Origin of the sequence: Pseudomonas sp. p99-361 (assembly GCF_003935475.1) — a bacterium.
Lineage (GTDB): Bacteria > Pseudomonadota > Gammaproteobacteria > Pseudomonadales > Pseudomonadaceae > Aquipseudomonas > Aquipseudomonas juntendi.
Window position 1 is genome coordinate 89,373 of record NZ_RHQO01000002.1, and the last position, 15,752, is coordinate 105,124.

At 58.3% G+C, this 15,752-nt stretch carries 12 protein-coding genes and 3 pseudogenes; 8 read left to right on the forward strand and 7 right to left on the reverse strand.

Going from position 1 to position 15,752, the window contains the following annotated elements; translation table 11 throughout:
* The first annotated feature begins 34 nt into the window (after positions 1 to 34).
* From EGJ22_RS01710 to EGJ22_RS01720, 3 genes are all read left to right on the forward strand, one after another.
* Entirely contained in the window at positions 35 to 2,374 is a 2,340-nt protein-coding gene (locus tag EGJ22_RS01710) for a membrane-bound PQQ-dependent dehydrogenase, glucose/quinate/shikimate family (RefSeq protein WP_029884797.1), read from the forward strand.
* A 69-nt stretch (positions 2,375 to 2,443) separates the two neighbouring features.
* Positions 2,444 to 3,454, forward strand: coding sequence for an alpha/beta fold hydrolase (locus EGJ22_RS01715; protein ID WP_029884798.1), 1,011 nt, complete (start codon positions 2,444 to 2,446; stop codon positions 3,452 to 3,454).
* 106 nt (positions 3,455 to 3,560) lie between these two features.
* Positions 3,561 to 4,145 carry a TetR/AcrR family transcriptional regulator gene (locus tag EGJ22_RS01720; RefSeq protein WP_029884799.1) on the forward strand — a complete coding sequence of 195 codons (585 nt, stop codon included), beginning with the start codon at positions 3,561 to 3,563 and terminating at the stop codon, positions 4,143 to 4,145.
* A gap of 520 nt (positions 4,146 to 4,665) precedes the next feature.
* Here EGJ22_RS01720 and EGJ22_RS01725 read toward each other — a convergent pair.
* On the reverse strand, positions 4,666 to 5,127 hold the full coding sequence (locus tag EGJ22_RS01725) for a type II toxin-antitoxin system YhaV family toxin (RefSeq protein WP_029884800.1): 462 nt from the start codon (positions 5,125 to 5,127) through the stop codon (positions 4,666 to 4,668).
* On the reverse strand, positions 5,127 to 5,444 hold the full coding sequence (locus EGJ22_RS01730; RefSeq protein ID WP_029884801.1) for a type II toxin-antitoxin system PrlF family antitoxin: 318 nt from the start codon (positions 5,442 to 5,444) through the stop codon (positions 5,127 to 5,129). The genes EGJ22_RS01725 and EGJ22_RS01730 overlap by 1 nt, the downstream gene beginning before the upstream one ends.
* Before the next feature lie 355 nt (positions 5,445 to 5,799).
* Here EGJ22_RS01730 and EGJ22_RS01735 point away from each other — a divergent pair.
* A pseudogene (locus tag EGJ22_RS01735) lies at positions 5,800 to 6,054 on the forward strand (transposase); the annotation flags it as partial.
* 430 nt (positions 6,055 to 6,484) lie between these two features.
* On the opposite strand, the gene EGJ22_RS01740 reads toward EGJ22_RS01735, so the two are convergent.
* Entirely contained in the window at positions 6,485 to 7,699 is a 1,215-nt protein-coding gene (locus EGJ22_RS01740) for an XRE family transcriptional regulator (protein ID WP_029884803.1), read from the reverse strand.
* Positions 7,696 to 8,352, reverse strand: coding sequence for a hypothetical protein (locus tag EGJ22_RS01745; protein WP_029884804.1), 657 nt, complete (start codon positions 8,350 to 8,352; stop codon positions 7,696 to 7,698). Before EGJ22_RS01745 ends, EGJ22_RS01740 begins: the two co-directional genes overlap by 4 nt.
* Positions 8,353 to 8,795: 443 nt before the next feature.
* Between EGJ22_RS01745 and EGJ22_RS26365 the strand changes: the two genes are divergently transcribed.
* From EGJ22_RS26365 to EGJ22_RS01760, 3 genes and pseudogenes are all read left to right on the forward strand, one after another.
* Complete coding sequence (locus EGJ22_RS26365) at positions 8,796 to 9,848, forward strand: hypothetical protein (RefSeq protein ID WP_256671582.1); 1,053 nt, start codon at positions 8,796 to 8,798, stop codon at positions 9,846 to 9,848.
* A gap of 263 nt (positions 9,849 to 10,111) precedes the next feature.
* Complete coding sequence (locus EGJ22_RS01755; RefSeq protein WP_104148375.1) at positions 10,112 to 11,242, forward strand: hypothetical protein; 1,131 nt, start codon at positions 10,112 to 10,114, stop codon at positions 11,240 to 11,242.
* Between the two features lie 50 nt (positions 11,243 to 11,292).
* A pseudogene (locus EGJ22_RS01760) lies at positions 11,293 to 11,511 on the forward strand (transposase domain-containing protein); the annotation flags it as partial.
* Between the two features lie 54 nt (positions 11,512 to 11,565).
* On the opposite strand, the gene EGJ22_RS01765 reads toward EGJ22_RS01760, so the two are convergent.
* From EGJ22_RS01765 to EGJ22_RS01780, 3 genes and pseudogenes are all read right to left on the reverse strand, one after another.
* Positions 11,566 to 12,003 carry an acetyltransferase gene (locus EGJ22_RS01765; protein WP_029884807.1) on the reverse strand — a complete coding sequence of 146 codons (438 nt, stop codon included), beginning with the start codon at positions 12,001 to 12,003 and terminating at the stop codon, positions 11,566 to 11,568.
* A gap of 836 nt (positions 12,004 to 12,839) precedes the next feature.
* Positions 12,840 to 13,090, reverse strand: a pseudogene (locus EGJ22_RS01775) (transposase); the annotation flags it as partial.
* 337 nt (positions 13,091 to 13,427) lie between these two features.
* Positions 13,428 to 14,342, reverse strand: a complete 915-nt coding sequence (locus tag EGJ22_RS01780) for a LysR family transcriptional regulator (RefSeq protein WP_029884809.1) — start codon at positions 14,340 to 14,342, stop codon at positions 13,428 to 13,430.
* A gap of 206 nt (positions 14,343 to 14,548) precedes the next feature.
* On the opposite strand from EGJ22_RS01780, the gene EGJ22_RS01785 reads away from it, so the two are divergent.
* Positions 14,549 to 15,571 carry a zinc-dependent alcohol dehydrogenase family protein gene (locus tag EGJ22_RS01785; RefSeq protein WP_029884810.1) on the forward strand — a complete coding sequence of 341 codons (1,023 nt, stop codon included), beginning with the start codon at positions 14,549 to 14,551 and terminating at the stop codon, positions 15,569 to 15,571.
* Positions 15,572 to 15,752 lie beyond the last annotated feature (181 nt).

The following is a 15,752-nucleotide window of genomic DNA, read 5'->3' on the forward strand; positions in this document are numbered from 1 at the left end:
ACAGAATTGGGGAGAGGGCATGAGGGGTACACGGATGTTCACCCGCACACTGTCGGGCGGCGTGGCGCTGATCGGCGTGACGCTGCTGGTTGGCGGCGTATGGTTGCTGATGCTGGGCGGCAGCGGGTTCTATGCCTTGGCTGGGCTGATGCTGGGCGCCGTCGCCCTGGGGCTGTGGCGGCAGCGCCGCTACGCGCTGGGTGTCAGCCTGGCGCTGCTGGCCGTAAGCGTGGCATGGGCCTGGTGGGAAGTAGGCCTCGATTACTGGCAATGGGTGCCGCGGGTGGCGATGTTCCTGGTGGTGGCGTGCATCGTCACCGCCTGTTACCCGCAACTTCGCGACACCGCAGGCTTGGCTGGGGCGCGCGCCGTGCGCAACCGGCTGCTGCCGGTGTTGCTCGGTGTGCTGCTGGTCGGTGGGCTGGGCGCTTTCCAGCCGCATCCGGGGAGCGCTGCGCTGCCTGGCGTGGAAGTGGCGCAGGCGGCGCCGGGCGAACCCTCCCTTGAGGCGGGCGACCCCGACTGGCCACAATACGGCCAGAACACGCGTGGCAGCCGCTATTCCGCGCTGAGCGAGATCGATACCTCGAACGTCGCCGGCCTGGAAGTGGCCTGGCAATACCGCACCGGTGACCTGCCCGTTGGCGAGGCCGCGTTCCAGGGTACGCCGATCAAGCTCGGCGAGCTGCTGTATGTCTGCACGCCCTACAGCAAGGTGGTAGCGGTCGACGCCGAGAGCGGTGAGCAGAAATGGGCCTACGACCCCCAGGCCCAGTCGAAGGAATGGCAGCGTTGCCGTGGCCTGGCGTCCTGGCAAGCGCCCGCCGGCGAGGTGGAAAAAAGCGAGGCCCTGTGCCGCACGCGCATCGTGCTGACCACCCTCGACGCCCGCTTGATCACGCTGGACGCACACAGCGGCGCGGTGTGCCCTGGGTTTGGCGAGAATGGCCAGGTCAACCTGCTCACGGGGCTGAGCGAACGGGCCAAGGCTTCCTATTACCCGACATCGGCACCCCTAGTGGCAGGCGACGTGATCGTCACCGGCGCACGTATGCAGGACTGGGCCGCTCGTGGTGAACCTTCAGGTGTGGTGCGCGGCTGGGATGTGCGCACAGGCAAGCTGGTCTGGGCCTGGGACCCCGCCGCACCGAAGCGCGGGAAACCGCTGCCGGCGGGGCAAGTCTACCCGGATGAGACGCCCAACTTCTGGGGGACTGCGTCCTACGACCCGGCGCTCGGCCTGATCTATGTGCCTACGGGTAACCAGACCCCTGACTTCTGGGGCGCGGACCGTTCCCTGGCGGCCGAAACCTACAATGCCTCGGTGGTCGCTATCGACGTGCGCACCGGGATCGACCGCTGGCACTTCAGGACGGTTAATCATGACCTGCACGACTACGACGTGGCCGCTCAGCCCATCCTCCACGACTTGCCCACCGGCAATGGCGATACCACCCCCGTTGTCATCGTGCTGACCAAGACCGGCCAGGTCTTCGTGCTCGACCGGCGCGATGGCCGGCCAGTCTTCCCGGTCGAGTCGCGCACGGTCAGTGCCGAGGGCGCGCCCGCTGGCCAGCGGCCGGCGCCACAACAGCCGTACTCTAGTGTGTCGCTGGGATATGCGCCCCTGACCGAACAACGCATGTGGGGCATGACCGCCCTCGACCAGTTGTACTGCCGCATCCAGTTCAAGCGGATGCACTACGTCGGTGACTTTACCCCGCTGAGCACCCGCAAGAGCCTGATGTACCCCGGCTACTACGGTGGCATCAACTGGAGCGGTGGCGCGGTCGACGAAGCCTCTGGCCTGTTGCTGGTCAATGACATCCGCATCGCCCATTGGGCACAGTTCATCGAACACGAGAAGGCCCTGGCGGCCGGCTACAACCCCACCGGCGCATCGGGCAACTATGCCGAGCAGCGCGGCGCACCCTATGGCGTCATCCACGGCATGTTCACCTCGCCGTTGGGCGTGCCTTGCATCGCCCCGCCCTACGGGACCCTGACCGCGATCGACCTGAACTCAGGGCAGATCGCTTGGCAGGTGCCCATGGGCAGCACCGAGGATACGCCGCTTCCTGGAGGGCTGCCGGGGCTGGCGATGCCCATCGGCATGCCCACCATGGGCGGGCCGCTGGTCACCCAGGGGGGGCTGGTGTTCTTCTCAGGCTCCATGGACCACTACCTGCGGGCCATGGACAGCCGCACCGGTCATGTGTTGTGGAAGGGCCGACTGCCCGTCGGCAGCCAGGCTACCCCGATCAGCTACCAGGGCAACCGCAGCGGGCGCCAGTATGTGGTGGTGACCGCTGGCGGCGCCCAAGGCCCCGGCAAGGCGCGTGGCGACTACGTCATCGCCTACCGCCTGCCCTGACCGATAACCGGGGCCGGCAGTCGGCCCCATTCGACCCTTGCACTCGGCCTGGCCGAGGGAGCGCGATTCATGAACGCAGAAATTTTCGAACTGGGTGACATCCAGCTGCAGTCCGGCCGGTGCCTGCGCCAAGCCAGGCTGGCCTACCAGACCTACGGTGAACTCAATGCCGCAAAGGACAATGTCATCGTCTACCCGACGTCGTTCGCCGCCACCCATGACGACACCGCGTGGCTGATCGGCGAAGGCCGGGCTCTGGACCCGAACAAGTACTTCATCGTCGTGCCTGACGCGTTCGGCAATGGTGTGTCCAGTTCCCCCAGCAACACGCCGGCGCCGCACAACGGCAATCGCTTCCCGCGCATCACCGTGCATGACAACGTGATCCAGCAGCAGCGCTTGCTGAGCGAACGCTTCGGCATCGGCAAGATCCGCCTGGCCATCGGTTGGTCGCTGGGCGGTTCCCAGGCGTTCGAGTGGGCGGCGGCCTATCCTGACCAGGTCGAACGGCTGTTCACCTTCCAGAGCGCTGCACGGACGTCGCGGCACTTCCAGGTATTCTTCGACAGCGTGCGGGCCGCGATCGAACTCGACCCGGCCTTCGACCAGGGCTTCTATGACCAGCCGCCGCACCGTGGCCTGCGGGTCGCGGCGCGTATCTATGCCGGCTGGGGCTTCTCCCAGGCGTTCTACCGTGAACGCCTGGACCAGCGGGTGCTGGGTTATGCCTCGCTCGAGGACTTCCTGATCGACTTCTGGGAGGGCTGGTTCCTTAAGCGTGATGCCAACGACCTGCTCGCCCAGCTGTGGATGGGGCAGCATGCGGACATCAGTGCCAACCCGCGCTATCGCGGCAACATCGACCAGGCACTGGCGGCGATCAAGGCCGACACGGTGATCATGCCGTCGTCCAGCGACCTGTATTTCCCGGTGCTGGATGCCGAGCAGGAGGCTCGCGGCATCGCCCGTGCCGAGTTGCGCGTGCTTGAGTCCGACTGGGGCCATGTGGCCGGTGAGGGCCTGAACGATGCCGATACCCAGGTGATCGAGCGCGCGATCAGCGAGCTGCTCGCACGTTGAGCCCGCGGTGCTGGCGCGCTTGTCACGGCGCCAGCAGGCCGTGAGAATGCCGGGATCGCATCGACGACGATGCTCCCGTCATGCCGCAGAACAAGGAAACCGCCGGATGGCTCGCCGTACCCGTGCCGAAATGGAAGCAACCCGTGCCACCTTGCTGGCCACCGCGCGCCAGCTGTTCGGCGAGCGCGGCTATGCGCAGACCTCGATGGATGACCTGACTGCCCAGGTTCAGCTCACGCGGGGGGCGCTCTATCACCACTTTGGCGACAAGCAAGGCTTGCTGGCGGCCGTGGTGGCGGAACTCGACGCTGAAATGGACGCACGCTTGCGAGCGATCACCGACAGCGCCGAAGATGCCTGGGAGGGTTTCTGCCGGCGCTGCCACGCCTACCTCGAAATGGCCGTCGAACCACCGATCCAGCGCATCGTCCTGCGTGACGCCCGGGCGGTGCTGGGCGGTGCGTCGCCGGATGCGCAACGCCATTGCGTGGACTCGCTGCAACACCTGATCGCCAACCTGATAGAGCAGGGCATTGTCGTGCCTGTCAACCCGCATGCCCTGGCGTCACTGATCTACGGCAGCCTGGCCGAGGCTGCGTTTTGGATCGCCGAGGCCGAAGAGGGCCAGGCACGCCTGGCCGAGGGTGGAGTGGCGTTGAATTTGTTACTGGATGGCTTGCTGGTAAGGTGACTCGTTCAAAGCTACGGCCAGGTAGACATCCCCATCTTTGTTCCGGGCTGCAATCGTTTTTTGTTCTGTGGTACCTAGTGGCCAGTCGACAGCGCCCCCGCCATCAGCGTACTTGCCGGGTTCGGCAATGGCGCGCAGGAAAGCATCGCTGAGTTTTCGCCGCAGTCCGGGCGTAGGAGGGAAGTCGTCATGTGCAGGTACTTTTTTTCGAAACAGAAAAAGTACCCAAAAACCCGCAGACGCGTTGGAAATGGGCGGAATACGACGGGCGGCATTGGGCTTGATTTTAAGTTAAGCTAATGAATTTATTGTAATTTCTGGATCTCAGTGGAAGCCATTCCCAAACTATTGGGATCCCCAAATAACGTTTGGACATTTATATAAATCCAATGGTTATGAATGGGAAATTGGATTTGTACCCGCAGATGTACCCCTTTCAACAGCAGCTACGAGTGGGTTGCAGTGGACGTAACAAGGAGGGATCGGTTTCAAAGGTGCAATCCCTCACCCACTCGCGTAATTATGCTTTGGGCTCGTCCCAGTCGCTACGCGTCGCAGCAGTCAGCGCATCCCAGTCATCAGGCGGGTTGCCGCGGCCCAGCATCTTCTCAAATACGGCGTAGGGATCAGATTTGCTGCCTACAGACCGTAAGGTATTTTCGTCGTTGACCCATGCATAGACGATGACCTTGGACCTTGAGTCGTAGCGAAAGAACAGCCGAAATCGCCTGCCGATTTTCGCCCGCCGCCAATGGCGGTAGGCGGTGCCCAGCGTATTGCCTTGTCGGAACTCATCACGGCCCGGATCGGTAGGCACAGCCTCCATGATCAGATGGCTCAGCGCCCGAAACAGCTTGACGTTGGCATTGCTTTCAAAACCTTGCGGGTCGTTCTGCTCGGCCCGGGCGGCGGCTTCTTGCAATTTGCGTAGCTGTAACGTCACACCTTCATGGAACAACAGTGTCCAGCCATGTTGCAGCATCAGATCGCGACCTCACCATCGATATCTTCGTCCAGGTTTACGCAGTGGTTTGCGTTGGCGAGCATGGTTTGCGCCAAGTCTTCCGGCAGAGTGGTGAGGTTGCGGCCGTTTCGAATATCAGCTTCCAGCAAACCCAGGAATGCACCGATGGCAGGGTCTTCGTGGGTGATTTCTACGCGGCTGACCACGATTTCACCGCCGCGTACGTCGAATGCAATTTTGCCACCCGTGTCAATGCCTAGTAGCTGGCGAATGGATTTGGGCAGTGTGACCTGCCCCTTCGAGGTCAACGTGGCGATTTCGTGGATGGCAGGCATGAGTGTTCTCCCGGATGTATTGATCGGATGGTAAGGAATAATCCTTACTCGGTCAATCTTGGTTTTCTGCTGATCAAGCATAGGCGGGGAGGACGCTCAATAGCGCCGCAAGATGAGTTACACCACTTCCAGGGACACGATGCTTCCATTGGCTCAAGACAGATGGCCAGCAGTATTGCGCTGTAGCGCAACCAAGAGAAGTCCCAGGTGATAAGGTTCAGGGAACTTGAAGGACATGAACTGGATGGGCTCACCTGTTCTCCCGCAAGGGATTCTCCGATCAGGTCAGCACAGGCCGTCTGACCTGTGCTGAAATAGCCCTCCGTCCAACAGCCCTCTACAAGCTCCCCATCCCATGAGTCAGATGAGCTTTTCCGATTGCGAGTACGCCGGTCAGCGCAAGCAAACCCGTCGCGAGCGTTTCCTGGCCGAGATGGAGCAGGTGGTACCGTGGAGCGGTTTGCTGGCATTGATCGAGCCGCATTACCCAAAGGCCGGCGGTGGTCGCAAGCCGTATCCACTGGAAATCGTGCTGTGCATCTACCTGCTGCAAAGCTGGTTCTCGTTGAGCGACCCAGCCATGGAAGAGGCGCTGTACGAGATCACTTTGGAGGTTATCGCAACCCCCATGTGGGCTGCATAGGCCGGACTGAGAAATGCGGCGACCGATGGAGGCGTAGAATGAAGTTAGATCGCTGTGCTGGATGGGATCACAGGCCAGTCCACCAGCAGCAGCCCTCCATTTTCTCGCAAAGAAGAGATGCTGTTATCTAGTCCGTCGCACTTGAGTGAGCCACTTGCGTCCCATTTCTGTTTACCCTATCTGATCAATGTAGGTTACGAGGTTCTGGATAATCGCGGCATTGGCTTGGGGCTAGGGGATGATATGCCAAGCCGAACAGATGGCTCTGGGTTAGTCAGACCGGCAGGAGTGCATGAGATGAGGCCAGCGGCGCTTGGGCAGTATTTGCCAAGCTACATGCCACATCAGCGCCTGAGGGGGTTGAACAGCGGAGGCCAAGACTGGCCTCCGTGAGCAATCATTTGCCGCGATTGAACGGAACCACTATCCCTGCGTCTGGTGCGTTGTGAACAACAGTCACGGGAGTCACGGAGGTACTGTTACTCTTAAGCTTGGCCAAGTGCACCACTTCAGCAATGCCACTGAGGTAGCGGTTGGGCAAGCCTGTCAGCATCTCGATATCCGTTGCTGCTAACCCGATGTAGGCAGCGACGCCGTTCACAGGCAAAACGCCTGAGGAGGCCAGCAGCTCGATGGTGCGTTTGAGGAGGCGAGGTTGTTCAGGTGCGCGACCTTCATCACCTGGTTCCGCTTTGACGCCCCAGCGAGCTGAGCGACGCTTGAAAAGCAGACCCTTTGCATTATCATCGATCACCTTCAATGCCCAGAGGCGCATGACCATGGCAGCCACAGAAACGCCCCAGCGTTGCTTGAGCAACAATAGGCTGTCGAGGGTAACTGGGCTCCTGACTTCGGCGGCGAACGTCTCTGCAGGCAGCAGGAAAGCACCCGCAAAACGGTGCGCCTGGTCTTCCATCATTTTGTGACGAACAGGGTCAGTCGACCGCTCAATTCCTTTGTGCAAGATCAGATGGCCGAGCTCATGAGCTAAGTCGAAGCGACTGCGGAAGCCGTTTTGCTTGTCAGCGGAAAGCAGCACGAGTGGGCGGTTCAACACCTCACTCCATGCCGACAGCCCCTCGATGGTTGCAACGCCGGTTTCCTCGCGCACCAAGATAACGCCGGCGCCTTCAACCGCCATTGCCAGGTCAGGTATTGCACGTCGACCCAGGCCCCAAAGCTCGCGACATTCATCGGCAGCTTCTTCGATATCGGCATTGGTGATCTGCTCAGGATCCTTGAAGGTACGCTTGGGCAGGTTCACATCGGGAAAGTCCACGAACTCACCCAGCGCAATTGCGATGTCCTGCGCCCATTCAAGGCGTGCTTCAAGCATTGTTCGTGCGCTGGCATGCGCCGAGGCATTGCTTCGGAACAAAGGAAGGGAGCACTTCTCAGGTAAAGGGCGGGTGAACCACTCCGGGGTAACATTGATGACTTTGGAGAGATTGGCCAAGGCTTCGGCCTCGGGACACTGCTGCCCGCTTTTCCACTTGCTAATCGTGGCAGGGGAGACCCCCACCATGCTTGCAAGTGCGACTTGAGAAAGGCCGCGAGCCGCGAGAGCTTGTACCAGCCGCCCCGACTCAAACCCTGTGATTCCACGACTCATGATTCTGTATGTTTTCCTGTTTCGGGTAGGCCCGTTTCGAGCACGCCTGTTTTGAGTTTCGGCTTCGCCTTGTCGATTTGCTCAGATGCTTCATCGTAACGAGCGAGGAACTTACTCAAAGGCTCTCGGAAAAGCCAACCCTTCATTTTCGCATCTGGCACCGCGATGTGAATTTCCAGAGGCGCTTCGGGCAGTTGGGTCAGTGAGCCGCTGAAGCACGCTACAAAAAAGAACGTACCGGAGGTGATAGGTTCCGGCGCAAAAAGTGATGGCTGAACCAGCTGTGTCATGGCCTGGTTTGCCTCTGCAAGCTGCCGTCGGATAGCACCCCGTCGGATGTTGTTCCACAACGTGGAGCACATGTTCACCCGACCGAACTTGAAGATGCCGGCGTGGCCCAAGACGACTCCGTTACCCTTGAGGGGCGTATGGACTGCGTCGGCGGCACGCAACGTCTCTTCAAAGGACTCGTTCATGCGGAAGGCCCGCATCTGTCCCAGCGCATTCTTCCGGTGGTTGTCGTCCATGTCTTTCGTATCCAGGTACGCGCGGAGCGCACCTGCTTCAAATGCGTCCTCGATACCCATGGCAAGGTTGCGAGGGACATGGTGAATCAACAGCTCGGGAATGGTGGGTTGGCAGGTTTTGGTCATGAATGGAGGTTCTCGGGTTTCGAATTACGGGATTATACCTCTAAAAAATTTCGCTTGAACAGTGAGGAATCGATATTTGTGAATTTTAGAGGCTGATTCAGAGCTCCAAGAAAGGGCGTGGGGCAGTAGTTTTAGCGTTGTCGCGTCCACAATCGTCATTGTGGGTATGTTGCTGATGCGAAATTGAGCGCTCGTCGAGTGGTTTGCGGGTGGGTTATGAAGGACGTGCGCTGGGCTTTGTGCGCTGGCCCGCTGTGCGGCTTGCCGGTGACCATTTGCAATCGCTTTATTTATGAGGTGTCTAACGACCCTCCGCGTCATCCATAACCACGACGGTTTTTCATGATATGAATGACTGACTGGAAGGCTTGGTCTTCCTCCCAATGAGGTCTACGGCTAGGGTTGCGCGGCAGACGCGCTAATAAAGGATGAGGGGTAAGGGTATGGATGAGCAGCAAGAATGGCCTATGTACAAAGGTAGACCCACGGTCTACTTTGATCAAAATGTAATCGATCTGGCCGTTAAGCAGAGAGATCCGGCGTTTTTCACCCAGTTCTCCAAAGACTTTCAGATCGTATATTCCGACCATACCCTGCGGGAGATAAAACGCAGTCGGCAGCCTGACAAGTTCTTGGAGGTTCTGTCCAGGTTCAATGCCATGATCCTCAAGCATGACGTTGATAGCGCGTTCCAGCCGACAGGGCAGATGTTTCTCGCCTCAACGCCTCCCGTGGCTGCCTTTGAGCAGTACGTCGCTACTGCACCATTCTTCGATCAGATGCTTGCCTCAGCTCATCAGACCACTCTGAAGATGTTCGGTGGACGCCAAGACAACAGTTTTGAGGACATCGCCGCCGAACAAACGGAGGCATTCAAAGGGTTGATGAAGATGGTCGCTGACGGAGCGGCAGCCTTGGCGGACACACATCCGGAACTGGTCGCTGCAGCCGATCAGTATATTGAGATCACCCAGAGGGCGTACGAAAAGGCCACGCAACTGTCGGCGCAGGAGATGACCAAGCACATCGATGAATCGGGTGCGAAATCTGGTATCCAGGGGTACCGTGAAGCAGTTGGGGCGGGGCCCGTGCAACTGAACAACATTGAAGCGCCCAATGTCATCAAGAAAATCTGGGCACGTTACCAGAACCTTGACGGCTACAAGGACAGAGGGTTCACGATCGAAAACTTCCTCGGCATTTCAGCCAGTCCGATCCATGGTCGCGAGCTCTACCGGTTCGATAAAGTGACTAGCATCTATAACGTCCTCAACGTCATTGGGTACAACCCTGATAGCCGGCTAGACAAGGAAAACCGTCACATCGCGTCAATCACCGATGCGGCGCATGCGTCTACGGCGATATTCACCAATGTTCGGCTCAGTGGCGACGCAGCTTTCGTGAGCAAAGTCCGTGCGATCTATGAGTATCTTGATATCCGCACGGAGGTGGGGTTAGTCACGGTGCAGGGCGAACGGGTACTCATCACCACGTGAGGTGGGGAAGCGATCTCATTCTAGCGTGGTGTGCAGGTCTTGAGCGGTTCGGGGAATATCGAGAATTTGTGAGCGTCGCAGTTGGCTAGCAGTGAGGAGTACATTTGTGTTCGGACTGTTACAAAGTTATTTCCATCTAAGGGATAGGGCGTAGCTACCCATGTCAATCCGTCGTATCGGATCGGTCTCTTTACCGTGCGCCCAATGAACTTGTGAGAGATGGTTTTCATTGATTTTTTGGGCGCGTGGTGGAAATTAATTGAATGGAGGTGAATTTAGTAATGTCGGATTTAAAAAGCGGAGTTCCCGCGAGTCTTCAAGGTATTAATGTTTGGAGGGCGTTGGGGAGTCTGGTGTCAGCAAGCGCTACAGTGACAGCTGTGGGGGCGCTTGCAGCTTTCGTCGTTATTTTTGCCTATTTGCATGAAATTGGATCGCCCGAATTGATAGGTAAGGCTTTGGCGGCACCTTCGGAGGTATGGCCTTGGGTCGTTGTGTCAAGTCTGTTGCTGATTTTTTATCTGCTGCTTCTTCTCTTAACTACGGCTTCATACGCAGTTGCCGTCAATCTGTTCAAAAAAACACCGGACGTCCAGCGTGCAATGGCGGGCTATCTGCTTCTCCCCACGCTTGCTGGCGTTGTCGCGACAGTTTGCTCGACCTTGCTGACTCATAATACAAGTGTAGTCCCTGTGTTTGTCGACTCCGCTGTATGGGTGGTGATAGGTATGCTTGTATTGTTTTTCATTCCCAAGTTCACTGTTCTGCTCGATAAGGCTATTTCAGGTGATAAGGCTGTCCATTGCTTTGGGGTTATCCACCTGAAGCACATGTCTGCTTTGGCTATGGCTACCTGGGTAGCAGCGATCGCTGCCACTTTTCCAATGCTAGCTGTTTTGAGCACGCCTTCGTTGTTTTACAGTCAAGGCGGTGTGAGTAAGGCTGTTTTTATTTCGATATTTATTACCATCCTTGGTTTTGTTCCCGCTATCGCATTCTATGTGTCAAGGGGTGAGACCTTTGTTCGGGTGCGCAACGCATTTTTTGGTGTTGTGGCTCTGATAATTGGTACGCTCGTTATTGTGCCGTCAGCTGTGCCCGCTGCGGTCGATCAGGCGGCAGTTCTAGCAGGTATTAAGGATGTGCGGGTGTTTCCTTATATGTTGAAGGAAACCTATGCTGCAGAAGATTTTGATAGGAGCTGGGGGAAGGTTGTTACGAAAAGGAATTATCCGGTAGTAGAAGGGCTTGTGCTTTTTACTTTGGGTGGTGTTACGTTGCTGTGCCCAAAATCTTTAGAGGGCACAGATCTGTCTAGATGGGCTTCCGAGTCGGGAGCCTGTTTGACGATGAACAGCAAGATGGTTAAGCGGATGCCTTCGAAGCAGACATAGGTGTACTCATTCTAGAGTGGTCGAACAGTTTAGAGTAGTCACTGCCATGATCGCAGATACGGCCATGGGCACTCGGGCGCTCGAACTGGCTGTCTGCCGGGTCGCTGCGCAGTGGTAAACGGGCGGCTGCAATCATGAGCCTGATCCAATCGGCGCGTATGAATGGGCATGATCCGTATGCCTATATCAGAGATGTGCTGACCCGGCTGCCGACGCAGCGAGCCAGTGATATCGGGCAATTGCTACCCAATCAATGGATGCCGGCCTGATGAATAATGAGTCGCCCCGAAGCAGAAGCTTAGGAGCGATTCACGATTACAACCCTAGCCGGGCAGACTCAGGTGCAACAAGGGGAAGGGGCGGCCCTCGCCATCTAGCGGAGAACGACCTGTTTGAACAAACCCGTAATGTAAATAGAACCCTACCGCTTCAGGGTTCTGTTCATTCACATCAACACTCATCTGACTGCGCGAACTGCGGGCATGATCCAGCAGTGCGCGGCCAATCCCTTTCCCTCGCAGATCTGGTTCGATGAAGAGCATCTCTACGTGGTTTTCATTGAGCCCGATGAACCCTAGCGGGCAGTCCTCGGCATCTACCGCAACCCATAATCCAACAGCGGGTAGGTAAATATCGTGGAGCTGAGGAAGCAATGCCTCGATATCGGATTCTTGCAGGAAGTGATGTGTGGCGCGAACGGAGCGCAGCCAAATGTTGAGCAGTTGCGGATGGTCGGCGTTAGTAGCCTGACGAATGATCATAGAATCATCCTTTACACTTGATATCGGAAATGAGGCGCGCTAGTGGATAGCGACCGTATAAGTGTCGGCAACTTGTATGACCGCTTCGCGAGTTAACGCCTGGGCGGTTCACGGCAGAGGTAGCCGGAAAGGAGGGAGGGAGGACGATACTGAGAGGCTTCGGGGGTGTCAATAAAAAATTACGCAAGGGAATGGTGGAAGCATACCTGACAAATGGTGGCCGGGCCGGTAGGGATCTCACGCCGGACGCTAGTACCGGATGATGTCAGGAGCTTACGGTGGCTTACCCTGACGCTTACGCCGGGCATTCCAAGATTGCGCGTCTGCGCGTATTCCCGTGGATATGGCGCCGGCCCTTTACAGTTGGACCTTATATTGGGGGCATCATTTTCAAACCATCCAAAGCTGCACCTCTATCCATCTAGATTATTTGTGCCTACTCTCGTGCATACTGATCAAATCGAGGTGCGCCAAGAAGGCGGTATGCTTGAGGTCCTAGAGGGTGAACAAGTGGTGGCGGATTATTCCCATTGGAACTCGGGCTGGGGGCCGGTGCGGCCGACGCAGCTGAGTGGGGCCTGTGGTGCAGCCTTAGTGTCGCGCGGAACGGCCTACCGCGAAGTCCCTGCCTCTGAAGGCCAAGTGGTTCGGTCATTCTATCTCTGGCAAGTTCGGATACTTCAGCGGAACAGCACGCAGGAAGCGTCCGATGAGATCTTGAAGGGCGGGGTCTTCTTTGTCTAATCAACTGTCGCTTCCACGCTGACGGGGTAGGGCGGCGCTTGTACCGGAACGTGACGCCCTTGAGCTGGGTGACCACCCAGCGCAAGGTTGACTCAACCAGTCCAAGCGAACGAGCGCCATCGATACTGTTGTAGCTTTTTTCTAGGCACTGTACGAAGAGAGATCCGGCAGCAGGCCAACGTGACCATGGTGAGATAACTTATTGTGAGCTTGCAGTAACGCGTGGCCAGCCGGCGGTGCTCTTTCAGCCAGCCAAATAGACGCTCGATGACATCCCGCTCCCGGTACTTGGTTTGTCCAATAGCCGTGGGAGGCCGGGTTTCGGCTTGCGTTTCATGGCGCGGTAACCTCTAGCCGTTGGTCAGTGCCCATAATCCTCCGTGCCACGTCTGTTGGAGCAGCTTGGTTTTCGAAGGTGGTGAGCTTAAGCGGCGGTCTTACTCTCGGGAGCACTCTGGAAAGCGAAAAATCACCGCGAAGACAGTTTTGGCACCCAAGAGAACAGCGTGGTCGGCAGATTACCGAGAGCGCTGAGCGTTTTCGGTTGGGGGCATCCTTTTCAAACCATCCAAAGCATGCCCTCAAATATGCCCCAAATTTAGCAATTAACTGGAAGCAAATGGCTATTCGAGGCTAGAAAAAGGCAGAAATGATCAACTAATCAAGCATGCGCGAAGCCCCTAAAGACTGTCAGGGTCGCCGAAGAACATCTGTATCCGTGACCGCAGCCAGCGCTCCGCCGGGTCGTTATCCTGCGCGCCACGCCAGGCCATGTGCAGCTCGAAACTACGTACCGGTATCGGCAAGTCCTCCGCCCGCAACCCGCCGGCAGCCGTCAGCGCATCGGCGGTGTAGTCCGGTACCGTCGCCACGATATCGGTCCCCGCCAGCAAGCTCCCCAACCCGTTGAATTGCGGTACCGCCAGCACGACATGGCGCTTGCGACCCAGCTCGTCAAGCGCCTCGTCGATAAAGCCAGACAAGTCCCCGGCAAACGACACCAATGCATGTGGCCGCGCGCAGAAGTCGTCCAGGGTGATGCTGCCAGGCACGCTGTCGGCGCGCAGCAGTTTCGGCGCGCTGCGGCGCAGCACCTTGCGCTTGGCGTTGGCGGGCAGTTCGCTGGTGTAGCTGACGCCCACCGAGATTTCCCCTGAGGCCAGCAGGGTCGGCATCAGCAGGTAGTTCACCCGGCGCACCACCAGCACGATGCCAGGGGCCTCGGCGCGAATGCGCTTGAGCAGTTGCGGCAGCAGGGCGAATTCGGCGTCGTCCGACAGGCCGATGCGGAATACGGCATTGCTGGTGGCAGGGTCGAATTCGGCTGCGCGGCTGACCGCGGTGGAAATCGAATCCAGTGCGGGCGACAACAGCGCGAAGATCTCGTGAGCCCGTGCCGAGGGCTCCATGCTGCGGCCAGTGCGTACGAACAACGGGTCGTCGAACAGGTTGCGCAGGCGCGACAAGGCCGCGCTGATGGCCGGCTGGCCGAGGAAAAGTTTTTCCGCTGCACGGGTCACGCTGCGCTCGTGCATCAGCGTTTCGAACACAATCAGCAAGTTGAGGTCTACACGACGCAGGTCGTTTCGATTCATCGGTGCGCTTCGCCTGAAGGGGGGCAGGGGTGAATCTTAAGGCCAAAGGCTGTTACCCTGCACGGCTTTACGGGAGCCAATTGCAGGGAATGTCAGGTGCCCAATCGATGACAGGCATGTCGACTATTAATGACCACTGGTGGTCTAACAGCAAAAGCCCGGATAGAGTCAGTGGTAATTAGAGGTTCACAAAGGCGAGGTTTGCGATGTCCCGCATGATCCGTTTCCACAAGTTCGGCGCTGCCGATGTGCTCCGTTGCGAGGAGCAGGCCGAACCGTCTCCCGCTGCCGACGAAGTGCAAATTCGCGTCGAGGCGGTTGGCGTCAGCTGGTATGACGTGCTCTGGCGGCAGAACCTGGCGCCCTCGCAGGCACGCCTGCCGGCCGGTATCGGCCATGAGATGGCCGGTGTGGTGACGGCGGTCGGTGAAGGGATCGAAGACATTACCGTGGGTGACCGGGTCGCCAGTTTTCCCGCTACCAGCGCCAATGACCACCCGGTATACGGGGATGTCATCGTGCTGCCACGGACCGCGATCACACGCTATCCGCAGGTGCTTACCCCGATCGAGGCCAGCGTGCACTATACGCCGCTGCTGATTGCCTATTTCGCCTACGTGGACCTGGCACGGGCCAAGGCCGGGCAGACTGCCCTGGTTACCGACGCCAGCCACTGCGCCGGCCCCGCTTTCGTGCAGCTGGGCAAGGCGCTGGGGCTTAAAGTGTTCGCCGCCACCAAGGATGCCGAGCAGCTTGACTACCTGCTGGGCCTGGGCGCCGACAAGGTGATCGTCACCGAAGAGCAGGACCTGTTGATGCAGGTCGGCAAGTACACCGATGGGCGCGGCGTTGACATGGTTCTGGACGGCATGGGCGGGCCGCAGATGTCGTTGCTGGGCGATGTGCTGGCACCGCGGGGCAGCCTGGTACTGTATGGCCTGCAAGGCGGCAACCAGACGCCGTTCCCAGCCTGCGCGGCCTTCCAGAAGAACATCCAGTTCTACGTGCACTGCATCGGTAACTTCACTGGCAAGCCGGAACTGGGTATCAGCCAGGACCAGGTGGCGCTGCAGCGTGCCTTGCGTGACATCAACCAGTTCACCGCCGACCAGTTGCTGACCCCGCAGATCATCAAGGTGTACCCGTTCGAGCAGGTGGTGGAGGCGCATCGCTACATGGACCAGTGCCCCTGTGGTGGGCGCGTGGTGTTGGATATGGCGCAGCATTGACCACTGCAGTTCACCGTGAACCCGGGCCAGCCCCGGGTTTTTTGTGCGCGGAATAAAGTAACGTCATCGTTAAAGTGGGAATATTCCTACAATAAAAGACGAAGCGGACTACATATAATTCATTAATTAAATGCCAATGGAAACATGCCGCCAATCATTTGCGGTTGCATGTGCGTGGTTA